Genomic DNA, 18,084 nt, shown 5'->3' on the forward strand with positions numbered 1-18,084 from the left:
GAAGTAAGAACTATTATCATTTGCTTTCAGGTCGAGTAAATTACGTTGAACATCAGAGCATGTCAATGAAGCTAAATTAATTTAATCTGCTCCAAATCATTTTGGTTGAAAGGGGTTTAAGCAACTTTATTATGATTTATAGGGGCTTATTGCAGGGAAGGTAAAATAATCCGAAAGTTGATGCGTAAGGGGAGTTGATGTATTGGCTTAAGCTTGTTGGGGGAATCGGACCGCCGGTTACCGCCTCATGAGAGGGCAGTAACCGGCGTGGATGCAGGATTAGTTGTTACGGTAAACGTCCTTGTACAGACGGCTTTCGAAACGCACCAGCGGGATACGACGCTGGCGCTGATCCTCCGGTGGCACCGCATAGCCGGACAGGAACTGCACAAAGGCTACCCGCTGGCCGTTGGCGGTGGTCATAAAGCCGGCCAGGTTGTAGACGCCCTGCAGCGAGCCGGTTTTGGCCGACACCTTGCCATCGACGCCCGCCTCATGCAGGCCACCGCGGTAGCGCAGGGTGCCGTCATAGCCGGCCAGCGGCAGCATGGCGATGATATTCAGCTGCTGATCGTTCTGCGCGATGTACTGCAGCACCTGCATCATGGTCGCCGGTGAGATCAGATCGTGGCGCGACAGCCCCGAGCCATCCACCTGGATACTGTTGCCCATATCGATCCCGGCCTTCTGCCGCAGGATCTGGCGCACCGCGTCCGATCCCGCCCGCCAGGTGCCCGGCACGCCGAAACGTTCATGGCCGATGGTGCGGAATACGGTATCGGCGATCATGTTGTCTGACTTTTTCAGCATGATCTTCAGCAGCGCGCTGAGCGGCGCGGACTGAGTCTCCGCCAGCACCGTGGCCGGTGGTGTCGCCTGCGTCTGGCGCAGCAGGCTGCCGCTGTAGTCTATTCCCGCGCTTTTCAGCTCGGCTTTCAGGATTGCCCCGGCGTAGCTGGCCCCGTCCTGGATGGCAAAGGCCAGCGGTAGCGGTTCCGCACGCTGGGTCAGGCAGCCGGTCAGCGTAAAGCGGCTCAGCTCGCCCGGCACCACGTCCAGCTCGCAGTACTGGGCGTCCGGTGACCCCTTCGCCAGCGTGCGCACTTCGCTGAACATGGTCACCGGGTACCAGGACGCTACGCGGATAAAGGCTTTGTCACCGGCTTTAGGCGCGCTGTAGAGCGAGACGGAGAAACAGTTACGGTCAACGATCGCCGCACCCGGCGGGGCGCTGAAGCACTGGGTCATGTCATTCCATGGCCAGCCGGGGGCCTTATCATGGCTGGCAAACACCGAGGTATCGATGACCAGGTTGCCGGCAATATGTTCCACGCCCTGTTTTCTCAGGCTGGCCACCATATTGCGCAGATCCTGGCGCGTTAGCGTCGGATCGCCGCCAAATCGCGCCACCAGGTCGCCGTTCAGCGTGTTGCCGCTGACGCTGCCTTTGCTCTCCAGCTGGGTATGGAAACGGTAATCCGGCCCCAGCTGTAGCATCGCGGCCAGGGCGGTAATCACCTTCATGGTACTGGCCGGCAGCGCCATCTGCTGGCTGTGATACTCAACGGAGGGGGCAGAGGCACCGATCTTCTGTACCATCAGCGCCAGATTCGCGCCGTCAGGTAAATACTGGGTGTAATCTTCGACGGGGGCCGCCTGCGCCTGCAGCGCCATTGCGCAGGCCAGGCTGGTAACAATTCGTGGAAATCGCATAATCTCGCGGTAACAGACGGATGATGGTGTCATACTACGGTGCATCGTGGTGGAAAGTAAACGATGACCCCCAGGGAACTCTGGGGTAAAATACGTATCAAATTGCAAAATCAATCCTGCCCTGGGGCGACCCCGGGCCGGGTTTCTTTTCGTTTTTAAAACAGTAGCAAGCGCCGCAGAACGCCATTTCTGCATACCATCCGTCAGGACGACGACATTTGCACAGGACAGATTTTACGAGGTATTGAGATGAATCAGATTCCGATGACGTTAAAGGGCGCGGAAAAACTGCGCGAAGAGCTGGACGAGCTGAAAACGGTTAAGCGACCGCGCATTATTGCCTCGATTGCGGAAGCACGCGAGCACGGCGACCTGAAAGAGAACGCGGAATACCACGCTGCCCGCGAAGAGCAGGGCTTTTGTGAAGGCCGTATCCAGGAGATTGAAGCCAAGCTCTCCAACTCACAGGTGATCGACGTCACCAAAATGGCCAGCAACGCCAACGGTCGGGTAATCTTCGGTGCTACCGTTACCGTCTTCAACGTGGATACGGATGAAGAGTCTACCTACCGCATCGTGGGTGATGATGAAGCGGACTTTAAGCAGAATCTGATCTCGGTAAACTCGCCAATGGCGCGCGGACTGATCGGCAAGGTGGTTGATGACGTGGCGGTGATCAAAACCCCCGGCGGCGACAAAGAATTCGAGATCCTCAAGGTCGAGTACCTCTGATTTTCTGCTACCTTCATTGAAGGTGTGGGTTTTGTAAAGATAAGAAAAAGGCCGCACCGCGGCCTTTAATCAGACTCAGGAGCGTGGCACTTTCTCCAGACCTGAACGCTGAGTTGCGTGAGGCAGCGATGAGCTGCCTCTGGTCCTCAGCGAGGAATGGTGATTTTGCGTTCCTTCGTTGGACGGTACAGCACCAGCGTCTTGCCGATCACCTGCACGTTAACTGCACGGGTTTCACGCACGATCGCATCAACGACCAGGGCTTTGGTCTCACGGTCTTCCGTGGCGATCTTCACCTTGATCAGTTCATGGTGTTCAAGTGCATGTTCGATTTCGGCCAACACGCCTTCGGTCAAACCATTGTTGCCCAGCATGACAACGGGCTTCAGGGGATGGGCCAGACCTTTCAGGTGCTGTTTTTGTTTGGTACTCAGATTCATCGTATTTTTTACTTACATTGGGATTGAAAACGGGTCATTCTACCGCCATATCCGGTGTATCACCAAATCGGTAGCGTCGATTTGCGCGGTTTATTTATCGCGAACAATGAATCATAGTTGGAAATTGTATGACTGGTAAAAAGCGTTCGGCCAGTTCCAGCCGCTGGCTGCAGGAACACTTTAGCGATAAATACGTGCTTCAGGCACAGAAAAAAGGGCTGCGTTCGCGCGCCTGGTTTAAACTCGATGAAATACAGCAGGGCGATAAGCTGTTCAGACCTGGGATGACCGTGGTTGACCTTGGTGCTGCCCCTGGCGGCTGGTCACAGTACGTGGTGACCCAGATCGGCGCCAAAGGTCGGGTCATCGCCTGCGATATTCTGCCGATGGACCCTATCGTTGGTGTTGACTTCCTGCAGGGCGATTTTCGCGATGAGCAGGTGCTGAAAACGCTGTTGGATCGGGTGGGTGAAACCCAGGTTCAGGTAGTCATGTCCGACATGGCCCCGAACATGACCGGTACGCCGGCTGTGGATATCCCTCGATCGATGTATTTATGTGAGCTGGCTCTGGAGATGTGCCGTGATGTTCTGGCACCCGGCGGTAGTTTTTTAGTGAAGGTGTTTCAGGGAGATGGTTTTGAAGAATACCTTAAGCAAATTCGCTCCCTGTTTACGAAAGTAAAAATTCGTAAACCGGACGCTTCGCGTTCTCGTTCGCGTGAAGTGTACATTGTAGCGACAGGGCGCAAACTGTAACTACCATAACTGGGGTCATATCGATGCCAGCTGTGCAGGAACTTTAGTCCCCTACGCTGTCTGTTAACACAGTTGTAATAAGAGGTTAATCCCTTGAGTGACATGGCGAAAAACCTGATTCTCTGGTTAGTCATCGCAGTCGTGCTGATGTCTGTATTCCAGAGCTTTGGGCCCAGCGAGTCGAGTGGCCGAAAGGTTGATTACTCAACCTTCCTGTCGGAAGTGAACCAGGATCAGGTCCGCGAGGCACGTATTAACGGGCGTGAGATTAACGTAACCAAAAAAGACAGTAACCGATACACCACTTACATTCCGGTCAACGATCCCAAGTTACTCGATAACCTGTTGACCAAAAATGTGAAAGTTGTGGGTGAACCACCGGAAGAGCCGAGCCTGCTGGCCACTATCTTCATCTCCTGGTTCCCGATGCTGTTGTTAATCGGCGTATGGATCTTCTTTATGCGTCAGATGCAGGGCGGCGGCGGTAAGGGCGCGATGTCCTTCGGCAAGAGCAAGGCCCGTATGCTGACGGAAGACCAGATTAAAACCACTTTTGCTGACGTGGCCGGTTGTGACGAAGCAAAAGAGGAAGTGGGCGAGCTGGTGGAATACCTGCGTGAGCCAAGCCGCTTCCAGAAGCTGGGCGGTAAGATTCCAAAAGGCGTGCTGATGGTCGGTCCTCCGGGTACCGGTAAAACCTTGCTGGCAAAAGCGATTGCCGGTGAAGCCAAAGTGCCGTTCTTTACCATCTCCGGTTCTGACTTTGTTGAAATGTTTGTCGGTGTGGGTGCTTCCCGCGTCCGCGACATGTTTGAACAGGCGAAGAAAGCCGCGCCGTGCATCATCTTCATCGATGAAATCGATGCGGTGGGCCGTCAGCGTGGTGCCGGTTTAGGCGGTGGTCACGACGAACGTGAGCAGACCCTGAACCAGATGCTGGTTGAGATGGATGGCTTCGAAGGCAATGAAGGCATCATCGTGATTGCGGCAACTAACCGTCCTGACGTACTCGATCCTGCGCTGCTGCGTCCGGGCCGTTTTGACCGTCAGGTGGTGGTTGGCCTGCCAGACGTGCGTGGCCGTGAGCAGATCCTGAAAGTGCATATGCGCCGCGTACCGCTGGCGACCGATATGAACCCGTCAGTGATTGCCCGTGGTACCCCTGGTTTCTCCGGTGCCGATCTGGCTAACCTGGTCAACGAAGCGGCGCTGTTCGCTGCCCGCGGCAACAAGCGCGTGGTGTCGATGGTCGAGTTTGAAAAAGCCAAAGACAAAATCATGATGGGTGCTGAACGTCGCTCCATGGTGATGACCGAAGCGCAGAAAGAGTCCACGGCTTATCACGAAGCGGGTCACGCTATCGTCGGTACGCTGGTGCCGGGCTACGATCCGGTGCACAAAGTGACGATTATCCCGCGCGGCCGTGCGCTGGGTGTGGCGTTCTTCTTACCGGTTGGTGATGAGATCAGCGCTAACCGTCAGAAGCTGGAAAGCCGCATCTCCGTGGCCTACGGTGGGCGTCTGGCCGAAGAGATTATCTACGGCGTTGACTATGTCTCTACCGGTGCGTCTTCTGATATCAAGATGGCCACCAGCGTAGCGCGTAACATGGTGACGCAGTGGGGCTTCTCTGAGAAGCTGGGTCCGTTGCTGTATGCAGAAGAAGAGGGTGAAGTGTTCCTCGGCCGTTCCGTGGCGAAAGCCAAGCATATGTCCGATGAAACGGCGCGCATCATCGATCAGGAAGTGAAAAAACTGATTGATACCAACTATGAGCGTGCCCGCCGCATTCTGCATGAGAACATGGATATCCTGCACTCGATGAAAGATGCGCTGATGAAGTATGAAACCATCGACGCACCGCAAATCAGCGACCTGATGGCGCGCCGCGAAGTGCGCCCGCCGGCCGGCTGGGATGAAGCGACCAAAGCGGCTGCAGACAGCAACCAGGCCCCGCGCCCGGCTGACGATCCGCAGACCCCAGGTTCAGACAAAATCATGTAACAGCAGCCTGGCGGAAATGACATATTCCGTCAGGATTGCCGTCTGTGACCTGCTATAATCCACAACCCCGGCCACGTCCGGGGTTTTTTTATGCCCTTTTCGGAGACCCTTTGTTATGAAGCTGTACGCCAGAGATGCTGTGCTCGACCTTTCACATCCGCATGTGATGGGGATCCTGAACGTCACCCCTGATTCCTTCTCCGACGGCGGCAAACATAACGAACTGATTCAGGCCCTGACCCACGCTAATGAGATGATCAACGCCGGCGCGACGCTGATTGATGTCGGCGGCGAATCCACCCGGCCGGGGGCGGCGGAGGTCAGCGTGCAGGAAGAGCTGGATCGGGTGATCCCGGTGGTCGAGGCGATTGCCCAGCGCTTTGAGGTGTGGGTCTCGGTGGATACCTCCAAAGCCGAGGTGATCCGCGAAGCGGCGCGCGCCGGCGCGCACCTGATAAACGACATCCGCTCGTTGCAGGAGCCTGGCGCGCTGCAGGCGGCGGCGGAAAGCGGCCTGCCGGTATGCCTGATGCATATGCAGGGCGAGCCGACCACCATGCAGCAGTCTCCGCACTATCAGGACGTATTGCGCGACGTCGACGACTTTTTTGTCCGGCACATTGCCCGCTGTGAAGCAGCCGGGATCAAAAAAACGCAGTTGCTGCTCGACCCGGGTTTCGGTTTCGGTAAAAATCTCCAGCACAATTATCAGCTGCTGGCCCATCTGGCCGACTATCACCACTTTGGCCTGCCGCTGCTGGTCGGGATGTCGCGCAAAAGCATGATTGGCCAGCTGCTTAACGTTGGCCCGTCGCAACGCCTGACCGGCAGCCTGGCCTGTGCGGTAATCGCCGCCATGCAGGGGGCACAGATCCTGCGCGTTCACGATGTTAAAGAAACCGTCGAGGCGATGCGCGTCGTCGAGGCCACCCAGTCAGCACGCTAACGAAAAGATGAAGGGACTATGAGCAACCGTAAATATTTTGGTACCGATGGCATTCGCGGCAAAGTGGGCGAAACCCCGATTACGCCTGATTTCGTGCTGAAGCTGGGCTGGGCGGCCGGTAAGGTGCTGGCCAGCCACGGCTCGAAGAAAGTGATCATCGGTAAAGACACGCGCATCTCCGGCTATATGCTGGAGTCGGCGCTGGAAGCGGGGCTGGCCGCAGCCGGCCTGTCAGCAGCCTTCACCGGCCCGATGCCGACCCCGGCGGTCGCCTACCTGACCCGCACCTTCCGCGCCGAGGCGGGCATCGTCATCTCCGCGTCGCACAACCCGTTTGACGACAACGGCATTAAGTTTTTCTCCACCGAAGGCACCAAGCTGCCGGACGACGTCGAAGCGGCGATTGAGGCGGAGATGGAAAAACCGATCACCTGCGTGGAGTCGGCTCAGCTGGGCCGCGCCAGCCGTATCGTTGACGCTGCCGGGCGCTACATTGAGTTTTGCAAAGGCACCTTCCCAAGTGAGCTGAGCCTGAACGGCATGAAAATCGTCGTCGACTGCGCCAACGGCGCCACCTATCACATCGCGCCGAACGTGCTGCGCGAGTTGGGTGCCACGGTGATCGCCATCGGCGTCCAGCCGGACGGTATGAACATCAACAAAGAGTGTGGAGCCACCGACCTGCGCCTGTTGCAGGAGCGCGTCCTGGCTGAGAAAGCCGACGTCGGGCTGGCCTATGACGGCGACGGTGACCGCATCATGATGGTCGACCATCTCGGCCACAAGGTTGACGGCGACCAGATCCTCTACCTGATCGCCCGTGAGGCGCTGCGCCAGGGCCAGCTGCGCGGCGGCGTGGTCGGCACGCTGATGAGTAATATGGGCCTTGAGCTGGCGCTGAAGCAGCTGGGTATTCCGTTTGCCCGCGCTAAGGTTGGCGACCGCTACGTGCTGGAGAAGCTGCAGGAAAAAGGCTGGCGGCTGGGTGCCGAGAACTCCGGCCACGTGATCCTGCTGGATAAAACCACCACCGGTGACGGCATTGTGGCCGGCCTGCAGGTGCTGACGGCGATGGTGCGTAACCATATGAGCCTGCACGACCTGTGCAGCGGCATGAAGCTGCTGCCACAGATCCTGGTCAACGTGCGCTTCAGCGGCGAGCATGACCCGCTGGAAGATGCGCAGGTGAAAGCGGTGACCGCTGAGGTGGAAGCCGAGCTGAAAGGGCGGGGCCGCGTGCTGCTGCGCAAGTCTGGTACCGAGCCGCTGATTCGGGTGATGGTGGAAGGCGAAGACGAAGCGCAGGTTAACGCGCTGGCGCATCGCATTGCGGATGCGGTGAAGGCGGTATAACCGCGCGTTTTTTCGGCGGAAATGCCTGTTTTGCCGTTTTTTTCTGCAATCAGTTCACGTGTGTAAAATTGCCCTTGCGCGCAAGGGCACCTTTGGTTAGTATTCACACCCGCTTCTGATGGGTAGCGAACAGGCTATCACTCTGACTGGTTTGAAGCTTTTGATGTGCGTTTAACGCGCAAGGAACAAGGTTGATTATGTACGAAGCTCTTTTAGTAGTTTTCCTTATTGTGGCAATCGGCCTGGTGGGTCTGATCATGTTGCAGCAAGGTAAAGGCGCTGATATGGGAGCATCATTCGGTGCAGGCGCTTCCGGCACACTGTTTGGTTCTAACGGTTCAGGCAACTTTATGACCCGTATGACCGCAGTTCTGGCGACCCTGTTCTTCATTATCAGCCTCATCCTGGGTAACCTGAACAGCAACAAAACGCAGAAAGGAAGCGAGTGGGAAAATCTGACAGCACCAGCTCAGTCTCAACAGACTCAGCCTGCTAAACCGGCAACGGGCAGTGACATCCCGCAGTAAGCAGTACGCAGTTCTCAGTAAAATTTCGACGCGATAGAAACAAAAAAATCGCAACTTTAGTGCCGTGGTGGTGGAATTGGTAGACACGCTACCTTGAGGTGGTAGTGCCCGCATGGGCTTACGGGTTCAAGTCCCGTCCTCGGTACCAAATCTCAGTTTTGCTTGCTATATATGCAAGTTTTGCGTAGTATTCGGACGCGGGGTGGAGCAGCCTGGTAGCTCGTCGGGCTCATAACCCGAAGGTCGTCGGTTCAAATCCGGCCCCCGCAACCACTTTCCCTTAGAGTTCTTTTTCAAATATTCTGTATGCAGGCAAACAACGTTGTTTACAGCGATTTTGAAAAAAATTCTTTTGGATCGTGCCGTATCACCGCTGGTGATACACAGGGTCCAGTCACTTAAAGCCCCGAATTTTCGGGGTTTTTTGTTATTACGAATCAGCATCACTGGGCTATTAAGCCCTTTTTTTATGTCTTGGGGGTGGCCTTGTCCACATTAGAGCAAAAATTAACAGAGCTAATTTCAGCACCGGTAGAAGCGCTTGGCTACGAACTGGTCGGTATTGAGTTTGTCCGCGCCCGCACATCCACCCTGCGCATCTATATTGATAGTGAAGACGGCATCAATGTTGATGATTGCGCTGATGTGAGCCATCAGGTGAGTGCGGTATTCGACGTCGAAGACCCGATTACCGTGCCATATAACCTTGAAGTCTCTTCACCTGGCCTTGACCGCCCGATGTTTACCGCTGAACATTATGACCGTTTTACGGGCGAAGAAGTGAGCCTGGTGCTGCGTATGGCGGTACAGAACCGTCGCAAATGGCAGGGAATCATTAAATCTGTCGATGGGGAGATGATCACGGTGACCGTTGAGGGTCGTGACGAAGTGTTCGCGCTGAGTAATATCCAGAAGGCGAACCTGGTTCCCCACTTTTAAAAGTCCGGATTGAGGCATACCAGGATGAACAAAGAAATCTTAGCTGTTGTAGAAGCGGTCTCCAATGAGAAGTCCCTCCCACGCGAGAAGATTTTCGAAGCGCTGGAGAGCGCGCTGTCTACAGCCACCAAGAAAAAATACGAGCAGGAAATTGACGTTCGCGTCACCATCGATCGCAAAAGTGGCGACTTCGATACCTTCCGCCGTTGGTTAGTCGTAGAAGAAGTTACTCAGCCGACCCGTGAGATCACGCTGGAAGCGGCACGTTACGAAGACGAAGCGTTCAACCCGGGCGACTTCGTTGAAGACCAGATTGAATCTGTCACCTTCGACCGTATCACCACCCAGACTGCAAAACAGGTTATCGTGCAGAAAGTCCGCGAAGCGGAACGTGCGATGGTGATCGATCAGTTCCACGATCAGCAGGGTGAGATCATCACCGGCGTGGTGAAGAAAGTTAACCGCGACAACATTTCACTGGAAGTGCGCCCGTTAGACGGCTCTAACACCAGTGCGGAAGCGGTGATCATTCGTGAAGACATGCTGCCGCGCGAAAACTTCCGTCCGGGTGACCGTATCCGCGGCGTGCTGTATGACGTGCGTCCTGAAGCACGCGGTGCGCAGCTGTTCGTCAGCCGTTCCAAGCCGGAAATGCTGATTGAGCTGTTCCGCATTGAAGTGCCGGAAATCGGCGAAGAAGTGATTGAAATTAAAGCCGCCGCGCGCGACCCTGGCTCCCGTGCCAAGATCGCCGTAAAAACCAACGACAAGCGTATCGATCCGGTCGGCGCCTGCGTGGGTATGCGTGGTGCGCGTGTTCAGGCGGTATCCAGCGAGCTGGGTGGCGAGCGCATTGACATCGTACTGTGGGATGATAATCCGGCGCAGTTCGTGATCAACGCCATGGCCCCGGCGGATGTCGCCTCTATCGTGGTGGATGAAGATAATCACACCATGGATATCGCCGTTGAAGCCGGAAACCTGGCTCAGGCGATTGGCCGTAATGGCCAAAACGTGCGTCTGGCTTCACAGCTGAGTGGCTGGGAGCTGAACGTGATGACGGTCGACGACCTGCAGGCCAAACACCAGGCCGAGGCTCATGCTGCCATCGACGTCTTTACCAAACACCTCGATATCGATGAAGACTTTGCTACCGTACTGGTAGAAGAAGGCTTCTCCTCGCTGGAAGAGCTGGCCTACGTGCCAATCAACGAGCTGCTGGAGATCGACGGTCTGGATGAAGACACCGTTGAAGCGCTGCGCGACCGGGCTAAAAACGCGTTGACCACTTTGGCTCTGGCTAAAGAAGAGAGCCTCGGCGATAACCAGCCGGCAGAAGATTTACTGGCGCTGGAAGGTTTGGATCGTGAGCTGGCCTTCAGACTGGCCGCTAAAGGCGTTTGCACGCTGGAAGATCTTGCCGAGCAGGGTGTTGACGACCTGACAGATATTGATGGCCTGAACGATGAACGGGCGGGTGCGCTGATTATGGCTGCACGTAATATCTGCTGGTTCGGCGACAACGCGTAATAAACGAGCAGGAAGGAACAGCATGACGACAGATGTAACCGTAAAATCACTGGCCGCAGAGATTCAGACCTCCGTTGATCGCCTGGTACAGCAGTTTGCTGATGCAGGGATTAACAAGTCTGAAACTGACTCTGTTACCCAGCAGGAAAAAGAGACATTACTTAATCATCTGCATCGCGAACACGGTGGCGGATCTGATAAACTGACTCTGCAGCGTAAAACACGCAGCACCCTGAACATCCCCGTCACCGGTGGCAAAAGCAAGTCGGTGCAAATCGAAGTCCGCAAAAAGCGCACCTATGTAACAGGCTCGCAGGCTGAAGCTGAACAGGCAGAAGCTGAGGCTCAGGCGCAGCGTGAAGCGGAAGAACTGGCTCGTCGCGAGGCTGAAGAAAAAGCCCAGCGCGAAGCTCAAGAGAAAGCGAAGCGTGAAGCCGAGGAGCAGGCCAAGCGTGAGGCAGCTGATAAAGCCAAACGTGAAGCAGCGGAAAGAGATAAAGTGAGCAATCAACATACCGACGATATGACCCGGGCTTCGCAGTCCGACAAAGCCCGCCGTGAAGCGGAAGCCGCAGAACTGAAGCGTAAAGCTGAAGAAGAAGCGCGCCGCAAGATTGAAGAAGACGCGAAGCGCGTCGCAGAAGAAGCACGTAAAATGGCAGAAGAGAAAGGCGAAGAGTGGACCCAGGCGAAAGAGGTTGAAGACACCTCTGACTACCACGTGACCACTTCAACTCACGCCCGTGCCGCCGAAGATGAAAACGATGCGCAGGTTGAAGGCGATCGCCGCAGCCGCACCGTTGCACGTCCGGCAAAAGCTCCGGTGCGTAAGAAAGGCAACAAGCATTCTGAAGCGAAAACTGACCGTGAAGAAGCGCGTGCGCAGGTTCGCGGCGGTAAAGGTGGCAAGCGTAAGCCAAGCACCCTGCAGCAGGGCTTCAACAAGCCAGCGCAGGCTGTTAACCGTGACGTCATCATCGGCGAAACCGTAACCGTAGCTGAACTGGCCAATAAAATGGCGGTAAAAGGCTCCCAGGTTATCAAAGCGATGATGAAGATGGGCGCCATGGCGACCATCAACCAGGTTATCGATCAGGAAACTGCTCAGCTGGTCGCGGAAGAGATGGGTCACAAAGTGACGCTGCGCCGCGAGAACGAGCTGGAAGAAGCGGTAATGAGCGATCGTGATGTCGATGCTGACCACGAATCCCGTGCGCCAGTCGTGACCATCATGGGCCACGTTGACCACGGTAAAACCTCACTGCTGGACTACATCCGTTCCACTAAAGTCGCCTCTGGCGAAGCGGGCGGCATTACCCAGCACATCGGTGCATACCACGTCGAAACCGACAACGGTATGATCACCTTCCTCGACACCCCAGGCCACGCCGCGTTCACCTCTATGCGTGCTCGTGGTGCTCAGGCGACGGATATCGTTATCCTGGTGGTGGCGGCCGACGATGGCGTGATGCCACAGACTATCGAAGCGATCCAGCACGCCAAAGCGGCCAAAGTGCCGGTTGTGGTTGCGGTGAACAAAGTCGATAAGCCTGATTCCGATCCCGATCGTGTTAAAAACGAACTGACTCAGTACGGTATCATCCCGGAAGAGTGGGGCGGCGAGAACATGTTCGTCAACGTCTCGGCGAAAGTCGGTACCGGTATTGACGACCTGTTGAACGTAATCCTGCTGCAGGCGGAAGTTCTGGAGCTGAGCGCGGTACGTCAGGGTATGGCAAGCGGCGTGGTGATCGAGTCCTTCCTGGATAAAGGTCGTGGCCCGGTGGCTACCGTGCTGGTACGTGAAGGTACGCTGAATAAAGGCGATATCGTGCTGTGTGGCTTCGAATACGGCCGCGTGCGTGCGATGCGTGATGAACTGGGTCGTGAAGTTATGACCGCTGGTCCATCCATCCCGGTTGAGATCCTTGGCCTGTCCGGTGTGCCGGCAGCGGGTGATGAAGCAACCGTGGTGCGTGACGAGAAGAAAGCGCGTGAAGTGGCGCTGTATCGTCAGGGCAAATTCCGTGAAGTTAAGCTGGCGCGTCAGCAGAAATCCAAGCTGGAAAACATGTTTGCGAACATGACCGAAGGCGAAGTATCTGAACTGAACATCGTGCTGAAAGCGGACGTTCAGGGTTCTGTCGAAGCGATCTCCGACTCACTGCTGAAGCTGTCTACTGATGAAGTGAAAGTGAAAATCATCGGTTCCGGCGTCGGTGGGATCACCGAAACGGATGCCACGCTGGCTGCCGCGTCTAACGCGATCCTGGTGGGCTTCAACGTCCGTGCTGATGCCTCTGCGCGTCGCGTCATCGATTCAGAAAGCCTGGATCTGCGTTACTACTCCGTTATCTATAATCTGATCGACGAAGTGAAAGCGGCGATGAGCGGTATGCTGGCACCAGAGTACAAACAGCAGATTATCGGTCTGGCTGCGGTACGTGACGTGTTCAAATCACCGAAGTTTGGTGCCATCGCCGGTTGTATGGTGACCGAAGGTAACATCAAACGTCACAACCCAATCCGCGTACTGCGTGACAACGTGGTGATCTACGAAGGCGAGCTGGAATCCCTGCGCCGCTTCAAAGATGACGTTAACGAAGTCCGTAACGGTATGGAATGTGGTATCGGCGTGAAGAACTACAACGACGTCCGCGTTGGCGATATGATCGAAGTATTCGAAATTATCGAAATCCAGCGTACCATCGACTAAGCGTCCCGGAACCCCTCATCGGGCCGCCCTTCAGGGCGGCCAGAAAGATGAGAAAGGTCAGCGTGACTGTATTTGGGAGGCTTCTGGCCTCCCGAATTATTTGGAGAGAAAAATTATGGCGAAAGAATTTGGCCGCCCGCAGCGCGTTTCACAAGAGCTGCAAAAAGAGATTGCCATCATTCTGCAACGCGAGATTAAAGATCCGCGTCTGGGTCTGATGGTTACCGTATCCGCGGTGGAAGTGTCACGCGACCTGGCCTACGCCAAGGTGTTTGTTACTTTCCTGAATGACAAAGACGAAGATGCGATCAAAGCCGGCCTGCGCGCTCTTGGCGACGCCTCCGGTTATATCCGCTCCCTGCTGGGTAAAGCGATGCGTCTGCGCATCGTGCCGGAGCTGACCTGGTTCTACGACAACTCGCTGGTCGAGGGGATGCGTATGTCAAACCTGGTCTCCAACGTGATCAAGAACGACGCCGATCGCCGTGGCCCGGTGGATGATGAACCGGAAGAAGGCAAAGCAGAGTAATGAGCCGTCCTCGCCGTCGCGGTCGCGATATTCACGGCGTGCTGTTGCTGGATAAGCCCACCGGGCTCTCCTCCAACGATGCGCTGCAAAAAGTAAAACGCCTGTATAACGCCAACCGTGCCGGTCATACCGGCGCGCTGGATCCGCTGGCGACCGGCATGCTGCCGATCTGCCTGGGTGAGGCGACCAAGTTCTCGCAGTATCTGCTGGAGTCCGACAAGCGTTATCGGGTGATCGCCCGGCTGGGCCAGCGTACCGACACCTCGGACGCTGATGGTTCGGTGGTCAGCGAGCGGCCGGTCACCTTCAGCGCGGAGCAGCTGCAGCTGGCGCTGGAAAGCTTCCGTGGTAAAACGCAGCAGATCCCGTCGATGTATTCGGCGCTCAAGTATCAGGGGCGTAAGCTGTATGAATATGCCCGTGAAGGCATTGAAGTGCCGCGCGAATCGCGGGCGATTGAGGTGTTTGAGCTGCTGTTTATCCGCCATGAGGGCGATGAACTGGAGCTGGAAATCCACGTTTCCAAAGGCACCTACATCCGCACCATCATCGACGATCTCGGTGAGCAGCTCGGCTGTGGCGCGCACGTGACCTACCTGCGTCGTCTGCAGGTGGCGACCTATCCCATTGAGAAAATGGTGACGCTGGAGCAGCTGCAGGCGCTGACTGAAGAAGCGCACCGCAGCGAGCGTGCGCCGGCAGAGCTGCTCGACGCGCTGCTGATGCCGATGGACAGCCCGGCGTCGGAGTACCCGATCGTGCATCTGGCCGCCAGCGTTGCCGCTTACTTTAAGCAGGGGATGCCGGTACAGGCCGCCGGGGCGCCGGCCAGCGGGCTGGTACGGGTCACCGCCGGTGATGAGCATGCGTTTATCGGCATGGCGGAAATCGCCGACGACGGCCGCGTGGCTCCGCGCCGGCTGGTCGTGGAATACGCCGACTAACCTGAGCTGACTGCGCCGGGCAATCCGCCAGGCGCAGGTCTTTGTGATAACGGGGTGAGCGCGGGTCTGTGCGGCACCAGCGCTTCTGCTGCGTGAAAGTTGACGGCGGTATTTGCGCTTAAGCAATGCGCAGAGTAGAATGGCGCGGCTTTACACTGGGTAGCTGAATTAGAGATCGGCACCTGTACATTTATCTTATAATTTGGAGTTGTAACATGTCTCTAAGTGTTGAAACTAAAGCGCAGATCGTTGCTGATTTCGGTCGCGGCGCAAACGACAGTGGTTCTACCGAAGTTCAGGTTGCTCTGCTGACCGCACAGATTAACCATCTGCAGGGTCACTTCTCTGAGCACAAAAAAGACCACCACAGCCGTCGTGGCCTGCTGCGTATGGTATCCCAGCGTCGTAAGCTGCTGGACTACCTGAAGCGCAAAGACGTTGCACGTTACACCAGCCTGATCGAGCGTCTGGGTCTGCGTCGCTAAGTCTGCCTTGCTGCCCTCTCCCGTTTTCAGAGCAATCTGAACGTCACGTGATGAAACGGGCAGCCTGGTACGCGTATCGCTGGAAAGGGGCCTTTATGGCCCCTTTTTTCACGCGAGCGGCAGCAATTAAACACAAACTATTGTATTGTTGCTGAGTGTGATCTTCAGTTGCAGAGTTTCGCGCGGCTAATGAGAGGCTTCATCCTGCCGGGGATGAGGGTTGTCATTAGTCGCGAGATGCAAGCGAAGATTAAAAATCCATGGCAGGTAAAACGTCCTGCCCTGATGTTAAGGAACGCATTTTGCTGAACCCGATCGTTAAAAAATTCCAGTATGGCCAGCACACCGTCACGCTTGAAACCGGCATGATGGCTCGCCAGGCAACGGCTGCCGTTATGGTCAGCATGGACGACACCGCCGTGTTCGTGACCGTCGTCGGTCAGAAAAAATCTAAGCCAGGCCAGGATTTCTTCCCGTTAACCGTTAACTACCAGGAGCGTACCTACGCTGCCGGTCGTATCCCGGGCAGCTTCTTCCGTCGCGAAGGCCGTCCTAGCGAAGGCGAAACCCTGACTTCACGCCTGATTGACCGCCCAATCCGCCCACTGTTCCCGGAAGGCTTCGTCAACGAAGTGCAGGTGATTGCCACCGTGGTTTCCGTTAATCCACAGGTTAACCCGGATATCGTGGCGATGATCGGTGCTTCAGCGGCGCTGGCGCTGTCTGGCCTGCCGTTCAACGGTCCAATCGGTGCGGCCCGCGTTGGCTACATCAACGACCAGTACGTGCTGAACCCAACCAGCGACGAGCTGAAAGTGAGCAAGCTGGATCTGGTGGTTGCCGGTACCCAGGGTGCGGTACTGATGGTTGAATCTGAAGCGGAAATCCTCAGCGAAGAGCAGATGCTGGGCGCCGTGGTGTTCGGCCACGACCAGCAGCAGATCGTCATCGACAACATCAACGCGCTGGTCGCCGAAGCCGGCAAGCCGCGTTGGGACTGGACGCCAGAAGCCGTCAACGAAGCGTTAACTGCACGTATCGCCGCGCTGGCTGAAACCCGCCTGAGCGACGCTTACCGCATCACTGAAAAACAGGAGCGTTACGCTCAGGTTGGCGTGATCAAGTCTGAAACCACTGCAGCACTGCAGGCGGAAGACGAATCACTGGACGCCGGTGAAATCAGCGACATCCTGCACACGCTGGAGAAGAACGTGGTGCGTAGCCGCATTCTGCGTGGCGAACCGCGTATCGATGGCCGTGAAAAAGACATGATCCGTGGTCTGGACGTGCGTACCGGCGTACTGCCACGTACCCACGGCTCTGCGCTGTTCACCCGTGGTGAAACGCAGGCGCTGGTCACCGCCACTCTGGGTACCGCACGTGATGCGCAGAACCTGGACGAGTTGATGGGCGAGCGTACCGACAACTTCCTGTTCCACTATAACTTCCCTCCGTACTCTGTCGGTGAAACCGGCATGGTCGGCTCGCCGAAGCGTCGTGAAATTGGTCACGGTCGTCTGGCGAAACGTGGCGTGCTGGCCGTTATGCCGAAAGGCGACGCGTTCCCGTACACCGTGCGCGTGGTGTCTGAAATCACCGAATCTAACGGTTCCTCGTCAATGGCGTCCGTATGCGGTGCTTCCCTGGCGCTGATGGATGCGGGCGTGCCAATCAAGGCCGCCGTAGCCGGTATCGCGATGGGCCTGGTGAAAGACGAAGACAACTTCGTAGTCCTGTCTGATATCCTCGGTGACGAAGACCACCTGGGCGATATGGACTTTAAAGTGGCCGGTAGCCGTGAAGGTATCACCGCGCTGCAGATGGACATCAAAATCGAAGGTATCACCCGCGAAATCATGCAGGTGGCTCTGAACCAGGCTAAGGGTGCGCGTCTGCATATCCTCGGCGTGATGGAACAGGCGATCAGCGGACCGCGTGGCGATATCTCTCAGTTTGCACCACGTATCCACACCATCAAGATCAGCGTTGATAAGATCAAAGACGTGATCGGTAAAGGTGGCTCGGTGATCCGTGCGCTGACCGAAGAGACCGGCACCACCATCGAAATCGAAGATGACGGTACGGTGAAAATTGCCGCAACCGACGGTGAGAAGGCGAAATTCGCTATCCGCCGTATCGAAGAGATCACCGCAGAAATCGAAGTGGGCCGTATCTACAGCGGTAAGGTTACCCGCATCGTTGACTTCGGTGCCTTCGTGGCAATCGGTGGCGGTAAAGAAGGTCTGGTCCACATCTCTCAGATCGCTGACAAGCGCGTTGAGAAAGTGACCGACTACCTGCAGATGGGTCAGGAAGTACCGGTTAAGGTACTGGAAGTTGACCGTCAGGGCCGCGTGCGCCTGAGCATCAAAGAAGCCAGCGAGCAGGCACAGCCTGAAGCCGCAGCTTCTGAAGCACCTGCAGCAGAATAAGTACCACGACCTTTACGCGTGACCCGGATGACGGCG

Annotated in this window: 15 protein-coding genes and 2 tRNA genes; 15 read left to right on the top strand and 2 right to left on the bottom strand. The window is 56.3% G+C overall.

Annotated features, from left to right (window positions below; translation table 11 throughout):
- Positions 1–279: 279 nt before the first annotated feature.
- On the bottom strand, positions 280–1,713 hold the full coding sequence (gene dacB / locus ASF13_RS00405) for a serine-type D-Ala-D-Ala carboxypeptidase (protein ID WP_056231190.1): 1,434 nt from the start codon (positions 1,711–1,713) through the stop codon (positions 280–282).
- A gap of 249 nt (positions 1,714–1,962) precedes the next feature.
- Between dacB and greA the strand changes: the two genes are divergently transcribed.
- Complete coding sequence (greA, locus tag ASF13_RS00410; protein WP_056231193.1) at positions 1,963–2,445, top strand: transcription elongation factor GreA; 483 nt, start codon at positions 1,963–1,965, stop codon at positions 2,443–2,445.
- Positions 2,446–2,591: 146 nt separating this feature from the next.
- On the opposite strand, the gene yhbY is transcribed toward greA, so the two are convergent.
- A complete protein-coding gene (yhbY, locus tag ASF13_RS00415; RefSeq protein ID WP_056231195.1) occupies positions 2,592–2,885 on the bottom strand; it encodes a ribosome assembly RNA-binding protein YhbY in 294 nt (97 codons plus the stop codon).
- Positions 2,886–3,013: 128 nt separating this feature from the next.
- Between yhbY and rlmE the strand changes: the two genes are divergently transcribed.
- The 14 genes from rlmE to pnp all read left to right on the top strand — a co-directional run bounded on the left by rlmE (position 3,014) and on the right by pnp (position 18,048).
- Positions 3,014–3,643 carry a 23S rRNA (uridine(2552)-2'-O)-methyltransferase RlmE gene (gene rlmE / locus ASF13_RS00420; RefSeq protein ID WP_056231198.1) on the top strand — a complete coding sequence of 210 codons (630 nt, stop codon included), beginning with the start codon at positions 3,014–3,016 and terminating at the stop codon, positions 3,641–3,643.
- A gap of 102 nt (positions 3,644–3,745) precedes the next feature.
- Positions 3,746–5,647 carry an ATP-dependent zinc metalloprotease FtsH gene (gene ftsH, locus ASF13_RS00425; protein WP_056231201.1) on the top strand — a complete coding sequence of 634 codons (1,902 nt, stop codon included), beginning with the start codon at positions 3,746–3,748 and terminating at the stop codon, positions 5,645–5,647.
- A gap of 115 nt (positions 5,648–5,762) precedes the next feature.
- Positions 5,763–6,593: a dihydropteroate synthase gene (folP, locus tag ASF13_RS00430; RefSeq protein WP_056231203.1), complete on the top strand. Its 831-nt coding sequence runs from the start codon at positions 5,763–5,765 to the stop codon at positions 6,591–6,593.
- A gap of 18 nt (positions 6,594–6,611) precedes the next feature.
- Positions 6,612–7,946: a phosphoglucosamine mutase gene (gene glmM / locus ASF13_RS00435; protein ID WP_056231206.1), complete on the top strand. Its 1,335-nt coding sequence runs from the start codon at positions 6,612–6,614 to the stop codon at positions 7,944–7,946.
- Between the two features lie 197 nt (positions 7,947–8,143).
- Complete coding sequence (secG, locus tag ASF13_RS00440) at positions 8,144–8,473, top strand: preprotein translocase subunit SecG (RefSeq protein WP_056231208.1); 330 nt, start codon at positions 8,144–8,146, stop codon at positions 8,471–8,473.
- Positions 8,474–8,534: 61 nt separating this feature from the next.
- Positions 8,535–8,621: transfer RNA gene (locus ASF13_RS00445), tRNA-Leu, on the top strand.
- Between the two features lie 48 nt (positions 8,622–8,669).
- Positions 8,670–8,746, top strand: a tRNA-Met gene (locus tag ASF13_RS00450).
- A 213-nt stretch (positions 8,747–8,959) separates the two neighbouring features.
- Entirely contained in the window at positions 8,960–9,412 is a 453-nt protein-coding gene (gene rimP, locus ASF13_RS00455) for a ribosome maturation factor RimP (protein ID WP_056232293.1), read from the top strand.
- A 24-nt stretch (positions 9,413–9,436) separates the two neighbouring features.
- Positions 9,437–10,942 carry a transcription termination factor NusA gene (nusA, locus tag ASF13_RS00460; RefSeq protein ID WP_056231211.1) on the top strand — a complete coding sequence of 502 codons (1,506 nt, stop codon included), beginning with the start codon at positions 9,437–9,439 and terminating at the stop codon, positions 10,940–10,942.
- 22 nt (positions 10,943–10,964) lie between these two features.
- The gene (gene infB / locus ASF13_RS00465; RefSeq protein WP_056231214.1) at positions 10,965–13,658 is read left to right on the top strand and encodes a translation initiation factor IF-2; all 2,694 of its coding nucleotides are present in this window, start codon (positions 10,965–10,967) and stop codon (positions 13,656–13,658) included.
- A 115-nt stretch (positions 13,659–13,773) separates the two neighbouring features.
- On the top strand, positions 13,774–14,187 hold the full coding sequence (gene rbfA, locus ASF13_RS00470; RefSeq protein ID WP_056231217.1) for a 30S ribosome-binding factor RbfA: 414 nt from the start codon (positions 13,774–13,776) through the stop codon (positions 14,185–14,187).
- Entirely contained in the window at positions 14,187–15,131 is a 945-nt protein-coding gene (gene truB, locus ASF13_RS00475; protein ID WP_056231220.1) for a tRNA pseudouridine(55) synthase TruB, read from the top strand. The genes rbfA and truB overlap by 1 nt, the downstream gene beginning before the upstream one ends.
- 215 nt (positions 15,132–15,346) lie before the next feature.
- The gene (gene rpsO / locus ASF13_RS00480; protein ID WP_052898306.1) at positions 15,347–15,616 is read left to right on the top strand and encodes a 30S ribosomal protein S15; all 270 of its coding nucleotides are present in this window, start codon (positions 15,347–15,349) and stop codon (positions 15,614–15,616) included.
- A 302-nt stretch (positions 15,617–15,918) separates the two neighbouring features.
- Complete coding sequence (gene pnp / locus ASF13_RS00485) at positions 15,919–18,048, top strand: polyribonucleotide nucleotidyltransferase (RefSeq protein WP_056231223.1); 2,130 nt, start codon at positions 15,919–15,921, stop codon at positions 18,046–18,048.
- The last annotated feature ends 36 nt before the right edge of the window (positions 18,049–18,084 follow it).

The sequence above is a fragment of the Erwinia sp. Leaf53 genome, assembly GCF_001422605.1.
In the GTDB taxonomy this organism is placed as follows: domain Bacteria; phylum Pseudomonadota; class Gammaproteobacteria; order Enterobacterales; family Enterobacteriaceae; genus Erwinia.

Coding starts and splice junctions, on each gene's coding strand:
- dacB (WP_056231190.1), bottom strand. CDS start 1,713: ATGCGATTTCCACGAATTGTTACCAGCCTGGCCTGCGCAATGGCGCTG.
- greA (WP_056231193.1), top strand. CDS start 1,963: ATGAATCAGATTCCGATGACGTTAAAGGGCGCGGAAAAACTGCGCGAA.
- yhbY (WP_056231195.1), bottom strand. CDS start 2,885: ATGAATCTGAGTACCAAACAAAAACAGCACCTGAAAGGTCTGGCCCAT.
- rlmE (WP_056231198.1), top strand. CDS start 3,014: ATGACTGGTAAAAAGCGTTCGGCCAGTTCCAGCCGCTGGCTGCAGGAA.
- ftsH (WP_056231201.1), top strand. CDS start 3,746: ATGGCGAAAAACCTGATTCTCTGGTTAGTCATCGCAGTCGTGCTGATG.
- folP (WP_056231203.1), top strand. CDS start 5,763: ATGAAGCTGTACGCCAGAGATGCTGTGCTCGACCTTTCACATCCGCAT.
- glmM (WP_056231206.1), top strand. CDS start 6,612: ATGAGCAACCGTAAATATTTTGGTACCGATGGCATTCGCGGCAAAGTG.
- secG (WP_056231208.1), top strand. CDS start 8,144: ATGTACGAAGCTCTTTTAGTAGTTTTCCTTATTGTGGCAATCGGCCTG.
- nusA (WP_056231211.1), top strand. CDS start 9,437: ATGAACAAAGAAATCTTAGCTGTTGTAGAAGCGGTCTCCAATGAGAAG.
- infB (WP_056231214.1), top strand. CDS start 10,965: ATGACGACAGATGTAACCGTAAAATCACTGGCCGCAGAGATTCAGACC.
- rbfA (WP_056231217.1), top strand. CDS start 13,774: ATGGCGAAAGAATTTGGCCGCCCGCAGCGCGTTTCACAAGAGCTGCAA.
- truB (WP_056231220.1), top strand. CDS start 14,187: ATGAGCCGTCCTCGCCGTCGCGGTCGCGATATTCACGGCGTGCTGTTG.
- rpsO (WP_052898306.1), top strand. CDS start 15,347: ATGTCTCTAAGTGTTGAAACTAAAGCGCAGATCGTTGCTGATTTCGGT.